Below are 21448 nucleotides of genomic sequence, written 5' to 3'. Positions count from 1 at the left end.
AGGTTAACTCGAACCCGCCCCTACAAGAACCCGCCCCTACAAGAACCCCCCCTTAACTATGAACCGCAGGTACAACCCGTATGACCACAGCCTGAACCGTTAGAATGGCCATTTGCACAGGCTTCGGAACAGTAGGGTTTACCGTCTTTTTTGATGGCACTTTCTAGGGAAACGACACACAGGCAAGATTCACAGGCGCATTTCATTTGAGTAACGCTAGTCATGGCTTTTTCTCCGGGTGAGCTTCTCCTTTAAATTTAACATCTGAACAGATATTCAGATATATTTTTAACTTTTCTTTAGAATTGCTCTCTCATCCGTAGAAAATCTAAAAAAAGATCAATTCAAACCCATAACTTTTACGGGTAATGTTAAAGTGAGAAAATCCATCCACTTGTCAGGCGAGAGGGATAGATTATGGGACTTGAACGCAGACTCTTTCGAGGAATGTTTGATGAAACCGAAGTCGTGGAACTTCGACAAACCTGTTTTACCCCCAGCCGTGTCTTTCAACCGGGAAAATATATCGCCGGGGAATTACCGGATATCGCTTTTAACATGGGGTTAGTCGAGAAACTACCTCCGGTTAGAGGTGAAGGCATTGAAATTCCATATCCTGAAAAATTTGATCTAGATTCTGAGTCTGAATAATGTCAATAGATGCTTATAGTTGGATAGAGCGATCGCTCGAAACCATTCACCGGGCGGACTGGTATCGCAGTGTAAAAGCGATAGAAAGCCGTCCTGGATCAACCGTTATTTTAGAAGGGCAAGAACTGATTAATTTTGCCAGTAATGATTACTTGGGGTTAGCCGGAGAACAACGATTAATTGATGCTGCAATTGCTGCTACAAAAAAATTTGGCACCGGAACAACAGGGTCACGTTTACTCACCGGACACCGCCATTTACATCGAGAATTAGAATTAGCCATTGCCCATCTAAAACAAACAGAAGATGCCATTGTTTTTAGTTCGGGTTATTTAGCAAACTTAGGCACAATTTCCGCATTAGTAGGAAGACGAGATTTAATCTTATCAGATCGATACAATCATTCTAGCCTCAAAACTGGTGCAAAAGTGAGCGGTGCAACCATTCTTGAATATCAGCATAATGACAGCGAAGATTTGAGAGAAATTCTGCAACAAAACCGCCATCAATATCGGAAAACTTTAATCATTACCGATAGTATTTTTAGCATGGACGGGGACTTATGTTGCTTACCCGAGTTGTTAGAAATAGCGACAGAATTTAACTGTATGCTATTAGTGGATGAAGCCCATGCAACAGGAATTTTAGGGAAAACAGGGGCAGGTTGTGTGGAATATTTTGGCTGTACCGGACAACCGTTAATTCAAATGGGAACCCTCAGCAAAGCATTAGGAAGTTTAGGGGGATATGTAGCAGGAAGCGCGAGTTTAATTGATTTTTTACGAAACCGTTCCCCCAGTTGGATCTATACGACTGGGTTAACTCCGGCTGATACCGCAGCAGCCCTAGAAGCTGTTAAGATAATTCAGCAACAACCCCAACGTCGCGCTCAATTATGGCAGAATATCAATAAGCTCAAGCAGTTGTTGCAGGAACACCAGGGAAAAACGACAAGTACAGACAATTTTTTTGAGTCTTGGTCTAGTTTTCATTCTCCGATTTTCTGTGTTCATCTTCCGAATGCAACAACGGCGTTAAAGGTCGGACAACAGTTAAAAGCAGAAGGAATTTTTGCCCCGGCTATTCGTCCGCCAACGGTCAGTACCAGCCGAATTCGGATTACACTAATGGCTACTCATAAATTACATCACTTACAAAAGTTAGTCGATGTGTTATTCTCAATTTTAACAAACGAAGAAGTCGGTTGAGTTCATTCTGTAGGGGCGGGGTCAGAGAGAATTTTTAACTTCTGAAAACAACCTTGTTAAACCAGCCCTCCCCAAAAGGAAGTTTCAACTGTTAGTTTATTAAGGAAAAAATGACTAAAGTAATTGCAATTACAGGGGTGAGTCGGGGTTTAGGTAAAGCGATGACCGAAGATTTCATCGAATTAGGACATACTGTTATTGGTTGTGCGCGATCGCGAGAAGCCATTAAAGAACTGAGTCAAAAATATGGTAAACCCCATCATTTTACCGTTGTGGATGTCACCGATGAAAATCAAGTCAAAACCTGGGCGAAAGATTTTTTATCGCAAGTTTCCGCCCCCGATATTTTGATTAACAATGCAGCATTGGTTAATAATTTAGCGCCCCTTTGGGAAGTTCCCAGCGAAGAATTTTCTCGAGTCATTGATGTCAATATCAAAGGTGTTACCCACGTTATCCGCCACGTATTACCCGCGATGATCGAAAGAAAACAGGGAATTGTGATTAACTTAAGTTCAGGTTGGGGACGTTCAACCTCGCCGCAAGTCGCCCCCTATTGTGCATCAAAATGGGCGATAGAAGGACTGACTCAAGCCCTCGCCCAAGAGTTACCGCCCGGTTTAGCCGCTATTCCTTTAAGTCCGGGAATGATTCACACCGATATGCTCGAAGTTTGCTATGGTGAAGATGCAGCTTCCTACACCCCCTTAAACGTTTGGGTGAAAAAAGCCGTTCCCTATATTTTGAAACTTTCCACCAAAGAAAACGGAGTTCCGGTCAGTGTTCCGGTATAATTAAAATACAGTTTGTAGACTGGGGATGCTCCGTCAAAATCAACTCTGTTCACTCATTGACTTCAACTGTAAACCCGTGAGACGTTTCGTTCAGTTAGCTGGTTTAGCGATCGCGATCGCTTCTTTAAACGCCTGTGCCAATTCTTCACTCGAAGAGGCATTTAAACCCGATCCCCTCCTGCAAAATAATCAACCGTTTGATCAGTCCAATTCCAACAATACTGATCAAACCTTCGTCCAGCTACCTGAAAATTTTCCGTCGCAAATTCCCCTTTATCCTAACGCCACACTGCAAGATGTCACCGCATCGGAAAAAGAGTCAGAAGTCGATGTGATTACTCGCTGGAAAACCAGTGATCCCATTAACGTAGTCGAAACCTATTACCAACAGGAATTTCAAAGCAAAAATTGGCAAATTATTGAACGTCCCAACCCCGAGGGCGAAGGTTCTTTTGTCGCCCGTCAAGATAATTTACAAGTCAGCCTTTCTCTAGAACCCAATTCCATCTCTAGCACAGAAACAAACTTCGAGATTCGTTATATTCAAGATGGGAATATTGCGAAAAACTCTGACAAATCTATCTCGACAATTCCCCTTCCCCCTCCGCCTCCACCTGTCACGTCTAACGATACACCGACTCCCTCTGCCACCCCTACAGAGTCGCCGACTCCTAGCGCTTCCCCAACTCCCTCTCCGACAAATTCACCCCAAGTTTCCAACCCCTCCCCCGCCCTAGAAACTGTTCCTCAAGAGTTGCGAGAATTTGTCAGTGATGTGTCAAAATTAGGCATATTGCAATCTTCACCCGGACGTACTCAAGACCCCGCCAACCGCGATCAAATTATAGCGAACCCCAACGCCACCATAACACGAGGCGAGTTTGCGCGATGGTTAGTCAACGCCAATAACAACTTTTACAGCAATACCTCCGCCAAACAAATTCGTCTGGGAGTTCCCAGCGATGAACCTGTTTTTACCGATGTTCCCCCAACGCATCCAAACTTTTCCGAAATTCAAGGGTTAGCCGAAGCGGGTTTAATCTCAAGTTCGTTGTCAGGAGATAGCGCCGCCGTTACATTTCGCCCTGACGCGCCTCTAACCCGCGAAGAGATGATTTTGTGGAAAGTTCCCTTAGATACCCGTCAGGCGTTACCCAAAGCCACTGTAGATGCAGTTCAAGAACGCTGGGGGTTCCAAGATAGCAGTAAAATTGATTCTAACTCGTTGCGAGCGATTTTAGCCGATTTTGATAACGGTGACAACGCCAATATTCGCCGAGTGTTTGGGTTTACGACTTTATTTCAACCCAAAAAACCTGTCACTCGCGCTCAAGCCGCTTCTGCATTGTGGTATTTTGGATTTCAAGGTGATGGGATTTCCGCCCAAGACGTTTTACAAGCTCAACGTCAGACTCAAGAGCGTGAAAATTCTAGCAACTAAGTTGTTACTCAATTCCGTTTAAAATTCAACCAAAAATTCTTGTTGGTAAGCGATGAGCGATGAATTAATCACGGGAACCTCATTTTATCAGTTTGAACCTTTAATTGCTCGTTTGCGGGGAATTATTCGAGATTATCCTGAAGGCGTTGGTATCATTAAAGAACTGATTCAAAATGCAGATGATGCCAGAGCAACCCAAGTCGAAATCACTCTTGACTGGCGGACTCATTCAGCTTCAAACCTTCCTGATGAACGGATGGTTAGACTGTTAGGGCCTGCAATGCTCATTTATAATAATAGCATATTTACCGAGCGAGATTTTAACAGTATTCGCAGTTTAGGACAAAGCGAAAAAGCCCAAGATTTACAAAAAACCGGACGGTTTGGTGTTGGGTTTAACGCAGTTTATCACGTGACAGACTATCCGAGTTTTATCTCTCGAAATCGCCTCATCTTTTTTGACCCTCACGGAAATGCAGTTCCGGGTACTTCTAGACAAGAACCGGGACGAGAATGGATTTTTGCACCTCGATGGTGGGAAAATTATCCCGATTTTATGAAGGTTTACGAAGCGGGAGGACTTCCCAAAAATAGCGAAGATTTTCAAGGAACATTATTTCGTTTACCGTTAAGAACAAAAGCACAGGCGAAAGAAAGTGAAATTCGCAAACAAGCATTTACTGAATCTAATATTAGAGAACTTTTGCAAGAATTAATCGCGAGTGGCGAAGAATTGTTGCTGTTTCTCAAGTCGGTTCAGTCTATTCATGTTTATGAAATTCCGGCGGATAGTGACGGAACACGAGAAGAAATTCTCAGAATTACCACGAAAAATACTCAAGAGGTTCAAGAAGCCCGTCAAAAGATTTTAAATGCAATTCCTGATGATTTTAATTTATTGATTGAACACTGCCATCAAGACGCTGCCGCTATTTCCTATCGCCATGAAATCGAAACGGTTAGTTTAAAACAAACGATAACATCAATTTGGCGAGTGGCGCAAGTGATTAGAATTGATGACGGTGAAGAACTCGCAAATGTGATCACCTCCATGTATGAAAGTCAGGAGAAAGTATTACCTTGGGCGGGGGCTGCGGCTCGAATTTCTACTTCTTGTCAGGGAGAAAAAACTGAACCCATTCGGGGGCGAGTTTATTGCTTTTTACCGCTTCCTTTAGAAACAGAGTTTCCGATACATATTAACGGATTTTTTAACTTAAATAGTTCCCGAGATAACCTCAGCAGTGACCTCGGACAAACCGGAAAAGACCGTCCCAGAGCCATTTGGAATCAGTTATTAGTGCGTCATGTTGTTTCCCATGCTTGTGCGAATTTAATTGCCGATTTAGTCGAAGATTTAGGACAATATAATCCGCAAGAATATTATCAACTTTGGCCGATTCAAAGAATAACAACCAGCAAAGCTTTAGAACATCTGAATCAATTTATCATTCAGCTTCTTTATTGTAAACCCGTCGTTCGTTCTGCGGTTGAACATACAGAACTCGTCGAAATTCAAGACAATATAAAAGTGATTTCAAGCACTCGTTGGGTTTGTCCAAATACAGTTAAAACTTTGACGGGAGATTGGTATAAACATTTATTGGAACCGTTACGAGTAGAGAAAATTGATATTGCCGAACCGCAATTACCCCAAGCAATTCTCTCAGCATTTGAAGCTTTGAATTGTCAAATACAACCCTTTTCTTCCGCTAATTTACGACAGCATTTAATTGAAAATCGTTCGTTGAATGTTGAGTTGCAAGATGCTCCCAAACCCTGTTTAAAACGGTTAGATTGGGTTTACCATTTACTCCGATATTGTGTGAATGATGGTTGTTCAGATTTACGGGGTTTACCGTTAGCGGTTTTAGCCAATAACAAGCTAGAAGTGTTTGGATATAATGCAATTGGAACGGTTTATGTTGACAATGCTAGAATTAAAGTTGACAATACTTATATCAGCTTAGTTCGAGAAATTTTTGTTAGTTATCCCAAATGGTTCCTTCATCCAAATTTATCAGGAATAGTCTCTACAAGTTATACAGGAGTTTCAGAAATGACTCCTTTAAAAGTAGCAATTCTACTTGCTATAATTTTAGACTGCCAAAATGCTGATAGTTTAACTTTGAGTTCTGATAATACTGAACTTCCGAATACAGAATGGCTAACGAAAGTTTATCAGTATTTTACACATTACTTCCCTACCCGAGACCAAAAATTAAATACCGAGGTTCAAGAAAAACTGAAAACAATTCCCCTGGTTCCCGCAACAGATGGAAAACTCTATCGGGGAGGTTCGGAGACAACACCGCTAATTTATGATAACTCAATTTCGGGAAATATCAGTCAGCAAACATTAGAATCTTTACAATATTTTGGCGTAAAAATCGTTAACGCATCGCCCAAGCTGGAAAAGGCGATAATAGACTTTGCAAACCGACAAGATAATCAACTGATTTGGTTTTTAACAGGTTCCGATGTAGTCGATACCATTCACAGTTATTATAAACCGGGACTTTCTCCCTATCATCCCGAACATTGTGAAGTATTGCTCGACTTTTTAGCCGATAAAAAATGGGTGACGGGTGACAACAAATATAATGACGAACGTTTGGAAAAGTTGCGTCAACTTCCCATTTACCTCACGGTTTCTGATGAGGTTGTGAACTTAACCGATGAACCCGTTTATCTTCCTAAAGATGGCTACCAACCCCCAGAAATTGGCGGTGAACTTAAACTGCTGAAGTTAGGAAACCTTCAAACAAAATGGCTGAAATTCTTCCAAGTTTTGGAAGTTCCCGTTTTGGATAAAGTGACATTTATTCAAGACTGTTTGCTGCGAGAATATCCCTACCTTTCCGACGAAGAACAGTTGATTGCTTTGGCTTGGATACGAGATAATCTCAACAGTATTAAATCAGATTTGCAAGAAAATCCGAGTAACTATTCTCAACTGTTAGATAAAATCAAAAAAGCACGTTTAGTACGGTGTAACGATGGACGATTGCGATCGCCTACTTTAATCTACCATCCAGAGCGGGAAATTGTCAAAACAATTTTAGGGAATCAAGCGGTATTTCCTGATGTTGAGTTTTATACAGAAGAACTTGAAAATTGGCTGAAGTTTTTCTCTCAACTGGGAATGCAGGATAGTCCCAATGCTGAGGATATATTTGCTTGTATCGAACAGTTTATTCAAATGGCTATTCGTTCAGGAATAGACACAGTTCGAGATGCTGTATTAGAAATATTCTCCTATGTTGTAAAAAATAGCAATATTTTGGATCATCGAGTTAATAATGGGAGTAAAACTCTGGCGGAAGCCTTGCGAGAAAAAGCGTGGTTAGCCGTCGAACAAAATCTGGAATTTCTCAATAATTATGCGGCTGCAATTTCGCCGGAAAATAGACTCTATAAAGCCGATGAAGTTTGTTTTGTTGATGAAGCTTATTGGGTAGCGAGTCAGAAGCCTATTTTTTCCATTGAAAAAAAACAGATTCCTCAACATATTCAAGAAAAACTAGGATTTATAATAATTGCTCCCGCAGATGTTATCAACCATTTTGAAGCCGTTATTCAAACTTGGGAAACTCTAGAAGAACCCACACCCCAAAAAGCAGAAATAACCCTCAACTCTGTGCGTCAAATTTATCAATATCTCTATGAAAATTTTGTCGATAACCGTCAGACAACAGAGGAACAACGTCAGAATATTCGAGAACGTTTTGAAGGGCGTTGTTGTTTATGGGATGAGTCGAGCCAAACCTTTTGGAAACCCGTTCATGTGTTTACTGAACCTGTTCCATTTTTTGGTAAACGTCGAACTACCATTTCATTTTGTCATAAAATTGGAGAAGTTTATCAACTTTTAGGTCAACGTCAATCCCCAATTGTAGAAGATTACCTCTGTTTTATTGAAGAAATTGCGGAAGAACAAGAAACCGGGTTTTTGAGTCTCACGGAAGAAGATATTAACTCGATAATTCAGGTGTTCAAGCGGTTGGAATTACAACTCGATTTAGAGGAAAAATCAGTTGATAATATTCTGTTATTAACAGCCGCGAATGTGTTGTGTGAAGCCACAGAAATTTTAATTCCCGATGCACCTTGGCGAAAAGACTATATTGAACCCAAACGCCTGCTACATCCTCAAATTTCTCCTAAATTAGCCAAACGAAGCGGAAGTCTTTCATTACTGCGAGATGTGAGTGAACAACCTGTTGATGTTCATCCAACTGAAGATATCCAAAGTTTACAATGGTGTCAAAAATGGCAATTTACGATTAATTCAACAGAATTTTTAGAAGGCTTAAAACGGTTATTTGTTCACGAACAGGATTTAGAGTTCATCTGTGATAGTAACTTTTTAACTCAAGTCAAAGTTCAACCCGTAAGTCAAATTAGCGTTAACTTATTTTTGCAGGATGAATTGCAAATTGCAGAAGATGTACCCGGAACCGATTATTTCGATACTTCACAAAACACCTTTTATATTCTCAGTAGTCCCAATCGCTGGATTATGCTATCTTATTTAACAGAAAGCTTGAATCATCATCTCGGTGAGTTTGGCTTAGAAAACTTACTCCCCTTAGCAAGTTTAATAAATGCTAAACCGACTCAAATACACTCACTTTTGGATGAATTGAGAATTTGCAGTTTATCGTCTTCCCAATACTCTGAAACTGCGAGTTCAGAGATAACCTCATCAAAAGAATTCGCCAAAACCTTGTATAAAAACCTGGGTTATGATACTATTAATCTAGGGAATAACAAAGTTTTTGATTGGTCTTGTCAGAGTGAAAGTTTACCCGAAATTCAAGTCATTGTTAAAACGCTTGATTCAAGTTCAGTAACGCTCTCGCTACAAGAGCAAGAATGGTTATTTCTCAAACAAACTCCAACGGCTGAACTACTGATTGTTTGTTTTTCTGTTAGCAACCCAAACCGCCCTGAGATGATTCAAATTCGGGAAGTTTGGCAAACCTTACAACAAGCAGAATTAAATCAGGGAATAGAATTTTCGGCTGATTCTAATGACTTGATTTTGAACTGGAATTTAATTGCAAACGGCAGTTATCCCACTGTTACAAAGCTAAAATCAACCACCAAGACACAGAGACACCAAGAACAAGAATCTTTGTGACTTTGTGCCTTTGTGGTTCCTATTCAAAGCTAGATTCAACCACTAAGACAGAGAATCTTTGTGACTTTGTGCCTTTGTGGTTCCTATTCAAAGCTAAAATCAACCACCAAGACAGAGAATCTTTGTGCCTTTGTGGTTCCAATTCAAAGCTAGAATCAACCACCAAGACACAGAGACACCAAGAACAAGAATCTTTGTGACTTTGTGCCTTTGTGGTTCCTATTCAAAGCTAGAATCAACCACCAATACAGAGAATCTTTGTGACTTTGTGCCTTTGTGGTTCCTATTCAAAGCTAAAATCAACCACTAATACAGAGAATCTTTGTGACTTTGTGCCTTTGTGGTTAATTTCCCTCTCAAAACAACCGTTTTTAGAGTTTAATAATAAGCGGCGTAATATTTGCGTTCCTGCTTATCTCCATTGGCTACCATTCCCAACACAGGAACACCTGCCATCTGAAGTTCTCGCAACGCTAAATCAACTGCCGCCCGGTCAGTTTTACCGACACCTACAACCATCATTAACCCACTGGTATGAGGCGCTAACAGGTTCGCATCTGCCAACCCTAACAACGGTGCCGTGTCGTAAATGACTAAATCAAACACCTGGGCTAACTGACGCATTAACGCCTGCATCACCGTCGAAGATAACAAGCGTGTGGGGTCTGAAATCGGTTGACCCGCCGTTAACACATACAAATTTTCATCGCCGAGGGTTTTCTGTACCACCTCCTGAACCTCTAGATTTTGAATCAGCACATCACTCAAACCCCGTTCATTAGACAGTTGTAACATCCGGTGAATTTTGGGTTGACGCAAATCAGCATCGACTAACAACACCCGTTGTCCCATCGCTGCCGCCCCCATTGCCAGGTTCATCGCAACGGTTGACTTCCCATCAGCAGGGGTTGCGGAACTAATCACACAGGAACGAACTGGACTTTCGGGGTTTAACAGGCGAATATTCGCACTCAGGGAACGAAACGCCTCTTGAAACGGCGTACAACTGGGTTCATAGGTTCGTTGAGGAGAAACCGCTATCCGAGGCAGAGTAGCCGCCGGAAGCATCAACGCTTCATCACTGGCGGGAATGACACCCAACAACGGTAGCGGTACTCGGTTGGTGACTTCGTTGGTATTGTGGAAAACATTATCTAAACGTTCAAGCAACTGTGCGGCTGCAATTCCCAACGCTAACCCCGCTAGTCCACCGAGCGCTAAATTTAAGGGCATAATCGGAAAAACGCTAATCAGTTCACCCTGTTGGTTGCGAGGAATATTGGGTTCGGCAATCAGTTCCCAAGCAGGCGGTGGCGGGGGAGTGACGACTAACTGAAGTTCTTGACGTTTAAGGGATAAATCATTTAAACGACTGGTTGCAACTTCTAATTCTTGTTCTAAATCGCTATAACGTCGCATGACAGCCGGAAAACCTTCAGCCGATTGATTAAACTGTTGAGCGGCTTTCTCTAAAACTTGGGTGCGAATTTCCAACATGGAAATTTGGTTCGCCGTTGTCACTAATTGCTGAATTAATCCTATACGAATCGAGTCTTGAAAGGATAAAATTTTCGGGTCAATATTCGCCAAATCCTGTCCGAGAACCCGTTCAGCTTCTTGACTCAATAAGGGTAAAATTTGTTCGCGTTGGTCGAGTAAGGCTTGAATTTGTGGGGCTTTACTGGTAAACCGAGCCGATTCTATGGCAATATTGGTTTCGAGTTCCAGCAACTTTTGGAGTAACGCTTGATAACGCGGAGATTGCGTTAAAGCTGAGGCTAACATTGCCTGTTCGGGTTGCAGTCCGAGCTGTTGTTGCAACATTAAATAACCTGCTCTTTGCTGCTCAAGTTGCGCTTGTGTTTCCAGTTTTTCCGCTTCAATTTGACTAATTTGTTCGGTGAGTTGTTGGGTTTTTATTTCTGGTGTAATAAAGGTATGTTTCTGCTGTAGATTCAACAGTTCTTTTTTAATCGTTTCAACCCTAGATTGCAAAGGATTAAGTTGAGCATCAATTAATTTCAATTTCTCACGGTTCGGGTCGAAACGTTCTTTTTCACGACTAGAATCAATATAGCTTTTCGCAATATTTTCGAGAATAAACTGCACTTTCTGCGGTTCTGTATCCCGATAACTCACCTCTAAAATACGAGTATCTGGAATGGGATTAATCGATAATTTATCGGATTCAAAGGCAGTTTGACCTGTTTTTTTATTGAATAACGAACTGTAACTCATTTCAGGATATCGAGTTTTAATCGTCTCAATAATTCCCGACATTAATTTGGGACTTTGTAGCAGTTTAACTTGAGACGCATAACTGAGTTCCGGTTGCGGTTGTTCTAAAAGAGTTTCTCCCATTTCTGGGGATGAATTCTCAGGAATAAACAGTTGAAATGAACCGCGATACTCTGGGGTTTGATGGTTCGTCCACAGGTAAGTCCCGGATGTCGTAGCCGCAGTAATTCCTAAGATTAAAATCGCCCGACGCCAAATCCCTTTCCAGAATTGATTTTCCCCCCGAGAATGGGGTTGAGAATAAATATCAGAATGGTAAACAAACGAACCTCTTTCTAGAGGATAGGCTGTTGCAAAATTCTGGTTTGTGTTCTGGGGATGAAAGACTGAGACTTGAATATTTTTTCCGGTGTTCATTGTAGTATAAGCCGTTGTTGATTAAGCGTTTTGATCGAGGTTGTTCCCAATAGATGACCAACCGAACTGAAAACGATAAAGATAGCAATCCAAGCTGATTCTAGTCACTGAAAGTTTAAAGCTTTATCTCAATCATATCCTGAGAAGGAGACAGCTTCAAGTGTTTAGAATTAAAAGTTTACCCTGAATATTTTGCTTGATTTCTCAGGATAATCAATCAAAACTCAGCCCCTGCAATTAACAGTCTAGAATCGGGTTAAGTTAGCTCCTCACACCCGAAAATTTACCAATTTTTAATCTAAAATTCCCACAAATCTCAGTACGCCAAAAATTCCATTAACGGGGCCTAACTTCCCTAATACTCCTCCAACCCCATCTTGAAAAGCCGCACTGCCAGAACGTCCAATGACAATAACATCATTATGGCGCAAAATCGGGTTATTCTGCTCATTCACCTCCTGAGACATATCAACGGCAATCGTTTGTCGAACCACCGTTCCATTCGCATTAACCCGAATTAATTCTACGCTCTTTGTATTGGCTCTAGACTGGTTAAATCCCCCGGCTGCTGCCAGCGCTTGATTAAGAGAAGTATTCGGAGGCACTTGAATCGGCCCTGGCCTCATTACCTCTCCAACGACACTGATTTTAACGGCATCTGGAGAAAAACTCGCCATTGCCACATTATCCGACTGATTAAAATTCGAGGCGCTAGCTGTGGGAACAACAATGGTATCCCCTTGCTGGAGTACAATATCCTGAGTCAAATCCCCTTCTTGCAACAGCGACCACAAATCCACAGAAATCACTTGTTCAGTCCCCGTGCGACTGAGACGACGAACTTCTATATTGCGAATATCCGCCATCCCTGTAATTCCGCCTGCGGTTTTAATCGCCCTCGTCACCGTAAATACTCCCATCCCTTCCACACTGGGAGAAGCCGTCGGTTGTTGAGGATTTTCAGGATCAAATCCGCCGGGTGTAGTCTGCGACGCCGCTAACGTATGGCTTCCTGGACGGTTCACCTCTCCCACGACTGCTACACTAATCGGTTGAGACGTCGAACTGGCAAAATTCGCCACCGCCACTTGACGGGCTTCCACGCGATCAAGATCAGTTACAGTAGGAATATAAACCGTGTCTCCATCTCGCAAACTAATATCCTGACGCAAATCTCCCGTTTGTAGCAGTTCCCACAAATCCACACTCAGAATTTGCTCTACAGTAGAACCAGGCTGTTTACGACGGATTTTCACTTGACGAATATCAGCCAACGCCGTCACTCCTCCCGCCATTTGCAACAGTTGCGTCACACGAGGCAGTTGCAAACCGCCAGAACTAGGTGTTACACTACCGGGCATAGCGTTACCGCCTGCTATCCCAGAGAAGGTATAAGCACCGGGACTCTGAACTTCTCCCGCGATCGCAATTTGCATCGGACGCGCCGAAAGCAAAGTCAGTGAAATCAAGGGCCGTTGTAAATATTCCGCATAACGCTGTTTAATCGCTTCTGTCGCTTGTTCGGTTGTTAACCCCTGTACAGGCACCGTCCCCACCAAAGGCAAATTCAGCGCACCATCAATGGAAACCTGATGTTGACCATTCGGGCCGCTATACTCAGGAACATTAAAAATATCAATTTGGACGCGATCGCCTACACCAAGAATATACCCCTCAGAAATGGGTGCAGGTGCAGGATTAACCGTTGGCGTGGGAACCGCAACAGGTGGAGGAGGAAGAAACTGACCCTTTGCGCTTTCAACGCCCACAAACAAGGGCAGAGAAAATCCCAAAAGCGTTATGGAAGCAATTGTTGTTTTCTGAAAAAGATGTTGATAATCGCTCAAAGTTTTCATCTCGATTAATTTTCGACTGCTCACCTCAAAACATTGCCACCCCGAGTTCCAATATAAGCTCTCTCAAACCGATTGCCAAAAAGCCACAATCGGCTAATAATGGTAAGCTAATTTGTTGTCGTCGCCCCAACCCCAGAAACAACCATGATCGACCAACTCAATGCTGATGTCTTAGTCGTTGGTGGGGGAACAGGCGGTGTTGCTGCTGCGCTGCAAGCTGCCCGTCGAGGCGCCAATACTATTTTAGTCAGTGAATTCACCGAGTTGGGAGGAATGCTGACCTCAGCAGGCGTATCCGCACCGGATGGCAACGAATTAATCGCTTTTCAAACCGGGTTGTGGGGCGCTTTTTTACAAGAATTACAACGCCGACACCCCGAAGGATTAGATTGGGGTTGGGTGAGTTTTTTTACCTTTGATCCCCGTGTGGGAGCGGACATCTTTGCCGACTGGGTACTCCAAGAACCCAAGTTACAGTGGATTTCCGGCTACAAACCCCTAGAAGTCCTCAAACACAACCATAAAATTACAGGAGTGCGGTTCTCCGAGTTTACTGTTTATGCTGAAATTACTGTAGATGCTACCGAACTCGGGGATTTATTGGCTCTAGGGTCAGTTCCCTATCGTTGGGGTTGGGAGTTGCAAACCGAATGGGAAGAACCGAGTGCGCCTATTGTTGCTAATTCTCTAACAAAATCTTCTCCCGTACAAGCCCCGACTTGGGTGGCAATTCTGCAAGATTTTGGGGAAAATGCCGTTTCTCCAGAAATTCCCGCCCCTCAAGTCGATAATCCTAATCAATTTGTTGGGGCTTGGGAGGGTTACACGCCTGAACAATTCCTCAATTATGGTCGGCTTCCGGGCGGGTTGATGATGATTAATTGGCCTTGTCGGGGAAATGACTACGGAGAAAATTTAGATCGGTTAATTCAATCTCCCGCCCAACAGCAACAATTTTTTCAAGAAAGCCGATGGCATACTCAGAGTTTTGTCCGCTTTATTCAGATGGAACTCGGACGCCGTTATGGTTTAGCAGTGGGAACTTTTCCGCCTCAGCAACCGACTAATCCTATTAATCTTCTAGACACATCCTTCGCCCTACATTTATATTATCGAGAAAGCCGACGCTTGCAAGGACTGACAACAATTCGCGAACAGGATATTTTGCCGATGCCGGGAGGAAATGTTGCGACTCTCCCTATCAATTATACAACAGGTGAATGTGATGCGATCGCCATTGGAAATTATCCCAATGATCATCATTACACTCAGGGAATATTGCCTGTCAAACAGAAGTATTTACGATGGGGCGGACGTTGGACAGGTACACCGTTTACGATTCCCTATCGGGCGTTAATTCCCCAGGAAACAGACGGTTTATTGGTTTGTGAAAAAAATATCTCTGTGTCTCATATTGCCAATGGTGCGACTCGTTTGCAACCTGTCGTGTTAGGAATTGGACAAGCGGCTGGAATGGCGGCAGCTTTGTGTGTAGAATACCATTGTCAGCCGAGAGAATTACCTTCACGTCAGTTACAACAAGAATTATTGCATGATCCGGTTGCACCTGCGGCAATCATTCCCCTATTTAATTTACCGCCGAATCATCCCAATTGGTTAGATCAGCAGTGTTATTATCTCCAACATCCCGAAGCCTATCCAGCGAGTGGGTATTGTCATTTAGATTCTGTTTCAACATTATCAAATTTGCCGATCTCAGATTTTGATCCAACAAACCCAACAATCAAAGCGTCAAATCAGGTCAATTTTTATCCCGAAGTTAATCCCAATTTATTGAAGGCTGAAACCCAAGAATTGGAGAATCATTTTTCGGGTATTTTGCATCATCGTCAAGAACAAGATTATACCTTGACCTTGACTTTTCCCCCTGAACTTGAACATCAAACCTGGACGTTAGTAACGCTCTATCCAGAGATTGATCAGCAGTTAAAACAGTATTTAGACGGTTCTCAAATTTCCCTCAAAGGACGACTCAATCAAGCCGGTCACTGGTTAATGGTATCAGCCATTGATCAGTCTCAATGGATCATTCCAACCGCTCAGAACTTGAGTGAAGTTTTGAGGATTAAATTACAGGTTGAGGGTGAAGAATTGAAGAAATCCCAATCTAGCATTTCTGATTTAATTTAAGGTCTATATTTTCGGGTCATCCTCTACGTTTAGACCCTCAATAACAATAGAATAATTCTCAATTGGTTTCGAGTAATGATGATTGTTCGGTGATCGTTGTCAGTTTCAACATCCCGCACTCTCTAAACAAAAGCAAGCCTGAGTGTGACAGATCAAAATCTGACTCAGACTAGACTGTGATGTGTTTTTAGAGATTACGGCTTTAAGTCTGTGTCAATTTCTGAAAATTGCCTGAGTTTTAGGTTGCGTTTCCGTAAAAATACTGAAAGACCCACTTCTATTGTAACGTCAGAAAATTTTATTTAAAAAAATTTCAATCTTATCCTGATCTAGTCAGCTTAGGTTCGTATCAGGAAATGGATAGATTAATTACGAGCTAATCCCAATGAAAGTCACAACAGTTTTAACCCTAACTAGCCTTTTATTCGTTGGTATCGCTGGTCAAGCTCAAGCCACAAATCCTCAATCAATGGACTTATTAGAATTAGCAAACCACAAATATATGATGTCAGCAAACGTGATGAATAACCCACCTTCTCGACCCGATCAAGGGAATGGACCGCGTTTTGCAGACAGTCTAATCACCAACTCCGAAGACAATTCTATCTTTCTGCGTCGCGGTAGTGGCCGTAAAGATGCTCAGGACAGGTGAACTTTGGATTGAGATTATATCTTGACATCTCAAGTCTTGTTTTCACAACTTCACTCAAAACATCACAGGATGTCGTCTTGAGCAATCATAAACTTCAGGTAACTCATCAGACTGCTATTCATCCAATCCCCTTTTCTGTTTGGATGTTAGCAGTCTTGTATTTTGTCGAGATTCTGTAAACTAATCATCTAAATTTATTCATTTTTAAGGCTATAGCAGAGAAAGAGTTGATTAGGACACTGTTTTTCTGTCAAATCCTTTTATGATAAAGGTTTCAATTCTGTCTCCTGTCTCCTGTCTCCTGATTTCTGCTATATAATATACCCACAGCAGTGCAGACTGACTGAGAACAGAGGGTGCTATGGTACGTGATTCGGATGAAAACTTCACGATCACACTCATGCCTCATCAACATCAGGGGCAAGGATTGGTATGGGCGATGTGATTAGGTGACTTGGCTTAGGTTAAGATTGAGCAAGTTCAACCCTAAGCGCTCGTTAACGGAGGATGATACCATGCCTCCAAGTTAGGCTATTTCAAGGAAAATCATGAGAAAAGATACCGATCTGATCAAAACTCTTAGCCCCAGCTCGATGGATCAGATCATGTTATATTTGGCTTTTAGTGCCATGCGAACCAGTGGGCATCGGCATGGGGCTTTTCTAGATGCAGCCGCTACTGCCGCTAAATGTGCGATTTACATGACCTATATGGAGCAGGATCAAAACCTGCGGATGACAGGACACCTGCACCATATTGAACCCAAACGGGTCAAAGTGATTGTTGAAGAAGTTCGACAAGCTGTGACCGAAGGAAAACTGTTGAAAATGTTGGGGTCTCAAGAGCCTCGCTACCTAATCCAGTTTCCCTTTGTTTGGTTAGAACAATATCCCTGGCAACCGGGAAAACCTCGTATTCCTGGTAATGGTCTGACTCCAGAAGAAAAGCGCGTTATCGAAAGCAAACTCCCTAAACTTTTACCCGATGCTCAACTGATTAATTCCTTTCAATTTATGGAGTTAATTGAGTTTCTTCATAGACGATCTCAAGAAGATTTAGATCCCAGTCGGCGAATGGCTTTAAGTGAAGCTTTAGCCGAACACATCAAGCGTCGTCTGATTTATTCGGGTACTGTGACTAAAATTGATTCTCCTTGGGGAATGCCTTTCTACGCTCTCTCCCGTGGGTCTTATTCTCCCGAAGATCAAGAAGAACGCACCTATGTCATGGTCGAAGATACGGCTCGATACTTCCGCCCAATGAGAGACTGGGCTGAACGTCAACCCAAAGTCATGCGTGCATTAGAGGAACTTGATATTCCGAGCGATCGCATTGATCGAGCTTTAGAAGAGTTAGATGAAATCCTCAGACAATGGGCCGATCGCTATCATCAAACGGGTGGAGAACCGATGGTTTTACAGTTTGTTTTCGGCCCGAAAGAAGATGAATAAATTGTAATTTTTATGCTAATCGCTAATCGCTAATTTCCGATTGACCGTTAGCAATTAGCAATTAGCACTCACCTTTATGTTTAATCGTTAATTTGCAGCTTAACCGTCAAAGTTTTCAGCTTCTCATTAATCCACTTTTCAAACAACTCGTTTTGCAGTCTTTGTTTCAATTTTGGATCATCAAAAGAAGCTTCAATTAATTGCTCAACTCGAAACAAACACCAGCGTCCTTCAATCTCCACAGGGCCAACAACTTGTCCCGGTGCAGTGCCAGGGATTACAGCTTTGAGACTGTCGGGTAAAGTCGCTAAACTAACCGCTCCCATCATCCCATTAACACTGCGTTCCGGTGTCAGTGAATATTCCCGCGCCAGTTGCTCAAAACGAGCTTCTTCTTCCAGAATGCGACGGTGTAACGTTTCTGCAAGTTCGTAATCCGCAACGACAATTCGTGAGAGAATCACCGTATCTAAAAAAGGCTTGCGTTCTTCAAAAAATGCTTCTAATTGAGATTGAACAATAGATAGCTTCAGAGTTTCTCGTTTAAATCCCATTTCAACTTGTTGATGAAAGGAGTCATAACTCATTTGATTGCTATCGAGCCACTGCTGAAACGCTTGGGGATCACTGAGATTGCGTTCCAATCGGAAATTAATCACCGCTTGTTCAACCGCCGATGAATTAATATTTTGATTTTCTAGGGACGCTAACTCCTTGTCAAGAATATACTGGCGCAGCATTTCCCCGATAAAAGATTGCAACTTACCCGAGGATTGCAAATACCTTAAAGACTGTCCCAATGTAATGGGTTCATCATTAACCACTAAAAAAGGTTGAGCCATAATAAATCACTTCTTCAACAAAAAACAACTGCACGAAATAAGCGAGCTAGTCTATCCTAACCCGAAGTTCTCCGTCTCAACAAAGGTTCTAAGTCGGCAAAGCTTGGCTATAATTCCAAATCAGAGCAAGTGCTATTGCCACAATGGCTCCGATTAATGTATTAATAAAGTTTACCACCTCATTGGTTAACCATTTGATCTGAGCTTGTAAAGTTGCCCCAATCACGCTTTCAAGATTCGTTGCGATCAAAGCTGCGATTACACACCAAACAACACCCATCGCGTCAATTAAACCCGCTCCCCAACCCACTAAAGCAATAACAACCGAAGCAACAATACCTGCAACCGTCCCCTCTAAACTAACCGCTCCTTCCGTCCCTTTGGCAACAGGCTGTAAAGTCGTAATCAAAAATGTTCGCTGACCATAGGCTTTTCCCACTTCACTGGCACAGGTATCGGAAAGCTTGGTGCTAAAACTGGCTACATAACCCAAGAGCAACAAAGAAACAAACTGATCCATTGTGCTAGCTTCTAAAGACAAAAGCCGAATGATCACAATTGCGATCGCACACAACGCCGCAGTTAAAGCTGAACCCCAAACATTTTCAGGCCCACGGGCGCCACTCCGTTTTTCGGCAATTCCGGCGGCTTCTTTTTCGGCCATCCCGATGCGAGTTACTCCCGAACCGACAATAAAGTAAAATCCGACGACGAGATAGCCTTGCCAACCTAAACAACCCCAAATTAATACCCCTAATATCCACGCATGAATAATTCCCGCTCCTGTCAATAATTTTTTCGGGGCGATCGCAACTAGACTGAGTAAAATTGTATTTAAGGCGATCGCGATCACCCAAGGATTCGCTGCGAACAATAAATCATTCCCGTTTAGGTTAAAATTTTGCATCTTAAATTTGCAGTTAAACTTTAATTAGTTATCAGCCTTTTCAGTTTACAGTTTTTTTGACGGGTGACTGAAAGGGCGGGTTTATCTAGGTTATTTGTGAGTGACATAGATTTGCACAGAACCCGCCCCTACATTGGTGACTGGTATTGAGTGACTGTTATTGGTGAAGATGTTTTCAGGGGAGCAGATAAAGCTTCAGCAACAATACGAAGACATTGAGGATCTTGTACCATCCAAGCATGAAACAATACATTGAGTATAACCTCTTGACCCGCAGGCAAATGAGAGCTACTCGCAGGTACAATCATCGCATCTAAGGGAGTCCAAATCGAAGTAAAGTTAATCTGATCCAGGATGGCGATATCTTGGTTTAAATCTTCTACAAATTGACACTTAGGGCGCATTTGTAAAGTACCGGGAGTTACATAAAAGTATGCGGTTAAAGTGCCATTATGGGGAGAAGAAATGGTAATCAGGCGTTGTACCCGCTTGATACCCCCTAAGCGTTGGACGTAGTAGCGACTGACTAAACCTCCCATACTAAAACCTACTAAGTCTACAGGCTGATCCGGTGAAAAGGTTCGGTCTACATAGTCCGTAATTTGTGCGGCGAGTCGGTCTAGCCCTAAAAACCCATAATTCGGGGTAAGGTTAAAGCTGTGAACCTCCCATCCTTGTTGGGTGAGATAGGCTGACATTTTCCGAAAGATCGCCGTAGTGTCAAATATACCGTGAATCAGGATAACGGGATTGCGGTTACTGGTACTGTTCATGGGAAGGCAACAAATGAACTTTTTTCACAAGATAAACTACTGTTAACAGGTGTTCGAGAGGGAATAGTACAGTTAATCAAGTGACGGATCACCAAATTCTGAAAATCACATCAAGAATTGCAACAATTCACTCAGTATTTTTACTTATCTTCTCGAAGATTGTATTATTTTTTACGTTAAATGTAAATTTATGTTAATAAATGTAGACAGTTCTTGCGGTTTTCCTCTAATCTAGCAGCATAATATTTCTTAAAAAATAGAGGAAATAAAATGATAGGAAAAGTTTTTGGCTTTGGTAAGAAGTCTGATTATTTTTTAGAGCTTGAGGAAGGAAAAGGAACTGACTCAGCTCAAACCCCATCCGCTCCTCAACAATCTCAACCTGCTCCCGTAGAAGTTCAAGCGAAAGAAGAACAACCCAAAAAAGCAGAAAAGAGCAGCAAGAAGACCACTGTTAAAGCGAAAGCAAAGCCTGCATCTCAAGAAGCTAAAGAGGAGGCTAAGGCGACAATTGAGGCGATATCCGTGAAGCCGAAAGAACTGCCTTCTTTCAATAACGGTATTGAACCTACACCTGCGGGAATGACCTTTGCCCCCGACTATTTAATGCCTAAATCGACCTGCACCCGTCGTCGTCCGGGTCCAAGCATGAATATGTTTAAGAGTATGGCGGGTCAAGTTGGGTCTCGCTAGGACGAGTCTGAACCTCTTAACAGCATTGACATCCTCCACCTCCAAATCAAAAGATTATGGAGGCGGATTCCCATCATCACTGACGGGGTTTCCTGGCTCTACGAGCAACCTTACTTTTTGGGATTTCTCCCTCTAAGCAGTGGATCATCTCATCCCCAGGCGTTACTTTCCGAGTGCCCCTCGGTAGTTGTGCTAACCCTTGCAATGCTTTCATCAAAATATTAATGG

Annotated in this window: 15 protein-coding genes; 9 read left to right on the top strand and 6 right to left on the bottom strand. The window is 42.5% G+C overall.

Annotated elements, in window-relative coordinates:
- Nucleotides 1-56: 56 nt before the first annotated feature.
- Nucleotides 57-224: a metallothionein gene (locus WN50_RS32630; RefSeq protein WP_072075632.1), complete on the bottom strand. Its 168-nt coding sequence runs from the start codon at nt 222-224 to the stop codon at nt 57-59.
- Between the two features lie 193 nt (nt 225-417).
- Here WN50_RS32630 and WN50_RS22210 point away from each other — a divergent pair, with 193 nt between their 5' ends.
- The 5 genes from WN50_RS22210 (at nt 418) to WN50_RS22190 (ending at nt 9240) form a co-directional block, all read left to right on the top strand.
- Nucleotides 418-651: a hypothetical protein gene (locus WN50_RS22210; protein WP_046282394.1), complete on the top strand. Its 234-nt coding sequence runs from the start codon at nt 418-420 to the stop codon at nt 649-651.
- Entirely contained in the window at nt 651-1859 is a 1209-nt protein-coding gene (gene bioF / locus WN50_RS22205) for an 8-amino-7-oxononanoate synthase (protein ID WP_046282395.1), read from the top strand. Before WN50_RS22210 ends, bioF begins: the two co-directional genes overlap by 1 nt.
- A 110-nt stretch (nt 1860-1969) precedes the next feature.
- Complete coding sequence (locus WN50_RS22200) at nt 1970-2653, top strand: SDR family oxidoreductase (RefSeq protein WP_046282396.1); 684 nt, start codon at nt 1970-1972, stop codon at nt 2651-2653.
- Between the two features lie 76 nt (nt 2654-2729).
- Nucleotides 2730-4094 (top strand): S-layer homology domain-containing protein, encoded by a 1365-nt coding sequence (locus tag WN50_RS22195; RefSeq protein WP_235441072.1) that lies wholly within the window; start codon nt 2730-2732, stop codon nt 4092-4094.
- A gap of 52 nt (nt 4095-4146) precedes the next feature.
- The gene (locus WN50_RS22190) at nt 4147-9240 is read left to right on the top strand and encodes a sacsin N-terminal ATP-binding-like domain-containing protein (RefSeq protein WP_063847413.1); all 5094 of its coding nucleotides are present in this window, start codon (nt 4147-4149) and stop codon (nt 9238-9240) included.
- A 378-nt stretch (nt 9241-9618) separates the two neighbouring features.
- Here WN50_RS22190 and WN50_RS22180 read toward each other — a convergent pair whose 3' ends face one another.
- Nucleotides 9619-11895: a GumC family protein gene (locus tag WN50_RS22180; RefSeq protein ID WP_046279303.1), complete on the bottom strand. Its 2277-nt coding sequence runs from the start codon at nt 11893-11895 to the stop codon at nt 9619-9621.
- 293 nt (nt 11896-12188) lie between these two features.
- Complete coding sequence (locus tag WN50_RS22175; protein ID WP_046279304.1) at nt 12189-13751, bottom strand: SLBB domain-containing protein; 1563 nt, start codon at nt 13749-13751, stop codon at nt 12189-12191.
- Between the two features lie 144 nt (nt 13752-13895).
- Between WN50_RS22175 and WN50_RS22170 the strand changes: the two genes are divergently transcribed.
- From WN50_RS22170 to hetR, 3 genes are all read left to right on the top strand, one after another.
- Complete coding sequence (locus WN50_RS22170; protein WP_082172523.1) at nt 13896-15902, top strand: FAD-dependent oxidoreductase; 2007 nt, start codon at nt 13896-13898, stop codon at nt 15900-15902.
- Nucleotides 15903-16287: 385 nt separating this feature from the next.
- Complete coding sequence (locus tag WN50_RS22165; protein ID WP_046279305.1) at nt 16288-16554, top strand: hypothetical protein; 267 nt, start codon at nt 16288-16290, stop codon at nt 16552-16554.
- A 548-nt stretch (nt 16555-17102) separates the two neighbouring features.
- Nucleotides 17103-18005 carry a heterocyst differentiation master regulator HetR gene (hetR, locus tag WN50_RS22160; protein ID WP_049560785.1) on the top strand — a complete coding sequence of 301 codons (903 nt, stop codon included), beginning with the start codon at nt 17103-17105 and terminating at the stop codon, nt 18003-18005.
- An 80-nt stretch (nt 18006-18085) separates the two neighbouring features.
- Here hetR and WN50_RS22155 read toward each other — a convergent pair whose 3' ends face one another.
- The 3 genes from WN50_RS22155 to WN50_RS22145 all read right to left on the bottom strand — a co-directional run bounded on the left by WN50_RS22155 (nt 18086) and on the right by WN50_RS22145 (nt 20527).
- On the bottom strand, nt 18086-18847 hold the full coding sequence (locus WN50_RS22155; protein ID WP_046279307.1) for a peptidylprolyl isomerase: 762 nt from the start codon (nt 18845-18847) through the stop codon (nt 18086-18088).
- Nucleotides 18848-18935: 88 nt separating this feature from the next.
- On the bottom strand, nt 18936-19754 hold the full coding sequence (locus tag WN50_RS22150; RefSeq protein WP_046279308.1) for a TIGR00297 family protein: 819 nt from the start codon (nt 19752-19754) through the stop codon (nt 18936-18938).
- Nucleotides 19755-19882: 128 nt separating this feature from the next.
- A complete protein-coding gene (locus tag WN50_RS22145; RefSeq protein WP_046279309.1) occupies nt 19883-20527 on the bottom strand; it encodes an esterase/lipase family protein in 645 nt (214 codons plus the stop codon).
- Between the two features lie 270 nt (nt 20528-20797).
- On the opposite strand from WN50_RS22145, the gene WN50_RS22140 reads away from it, so the two are divergent.
- Nucleotides 20798-21220 carry a hypothetical protein gene (locus tag WN50_RS22140; protein ID WP_046279310.1) on the top strand — a complete coding sequence of 141 codons (423 nt, stop codon included), beginning with the start codon at nt 20798-20800 and terminating at the stop codon, nt 21218-21220.
- The last annotated feature ends 228 nt before the right edge of the window (nt 21221-21448 follow it).

It is taken from the genome of Limnoraphis robusta CS-951, from assembly GCF_000972705.2.
Note: the sequence above shows the minus strand (reverse complement) of the source record. Positions and strands in the feature narration are given on the sequence as shown.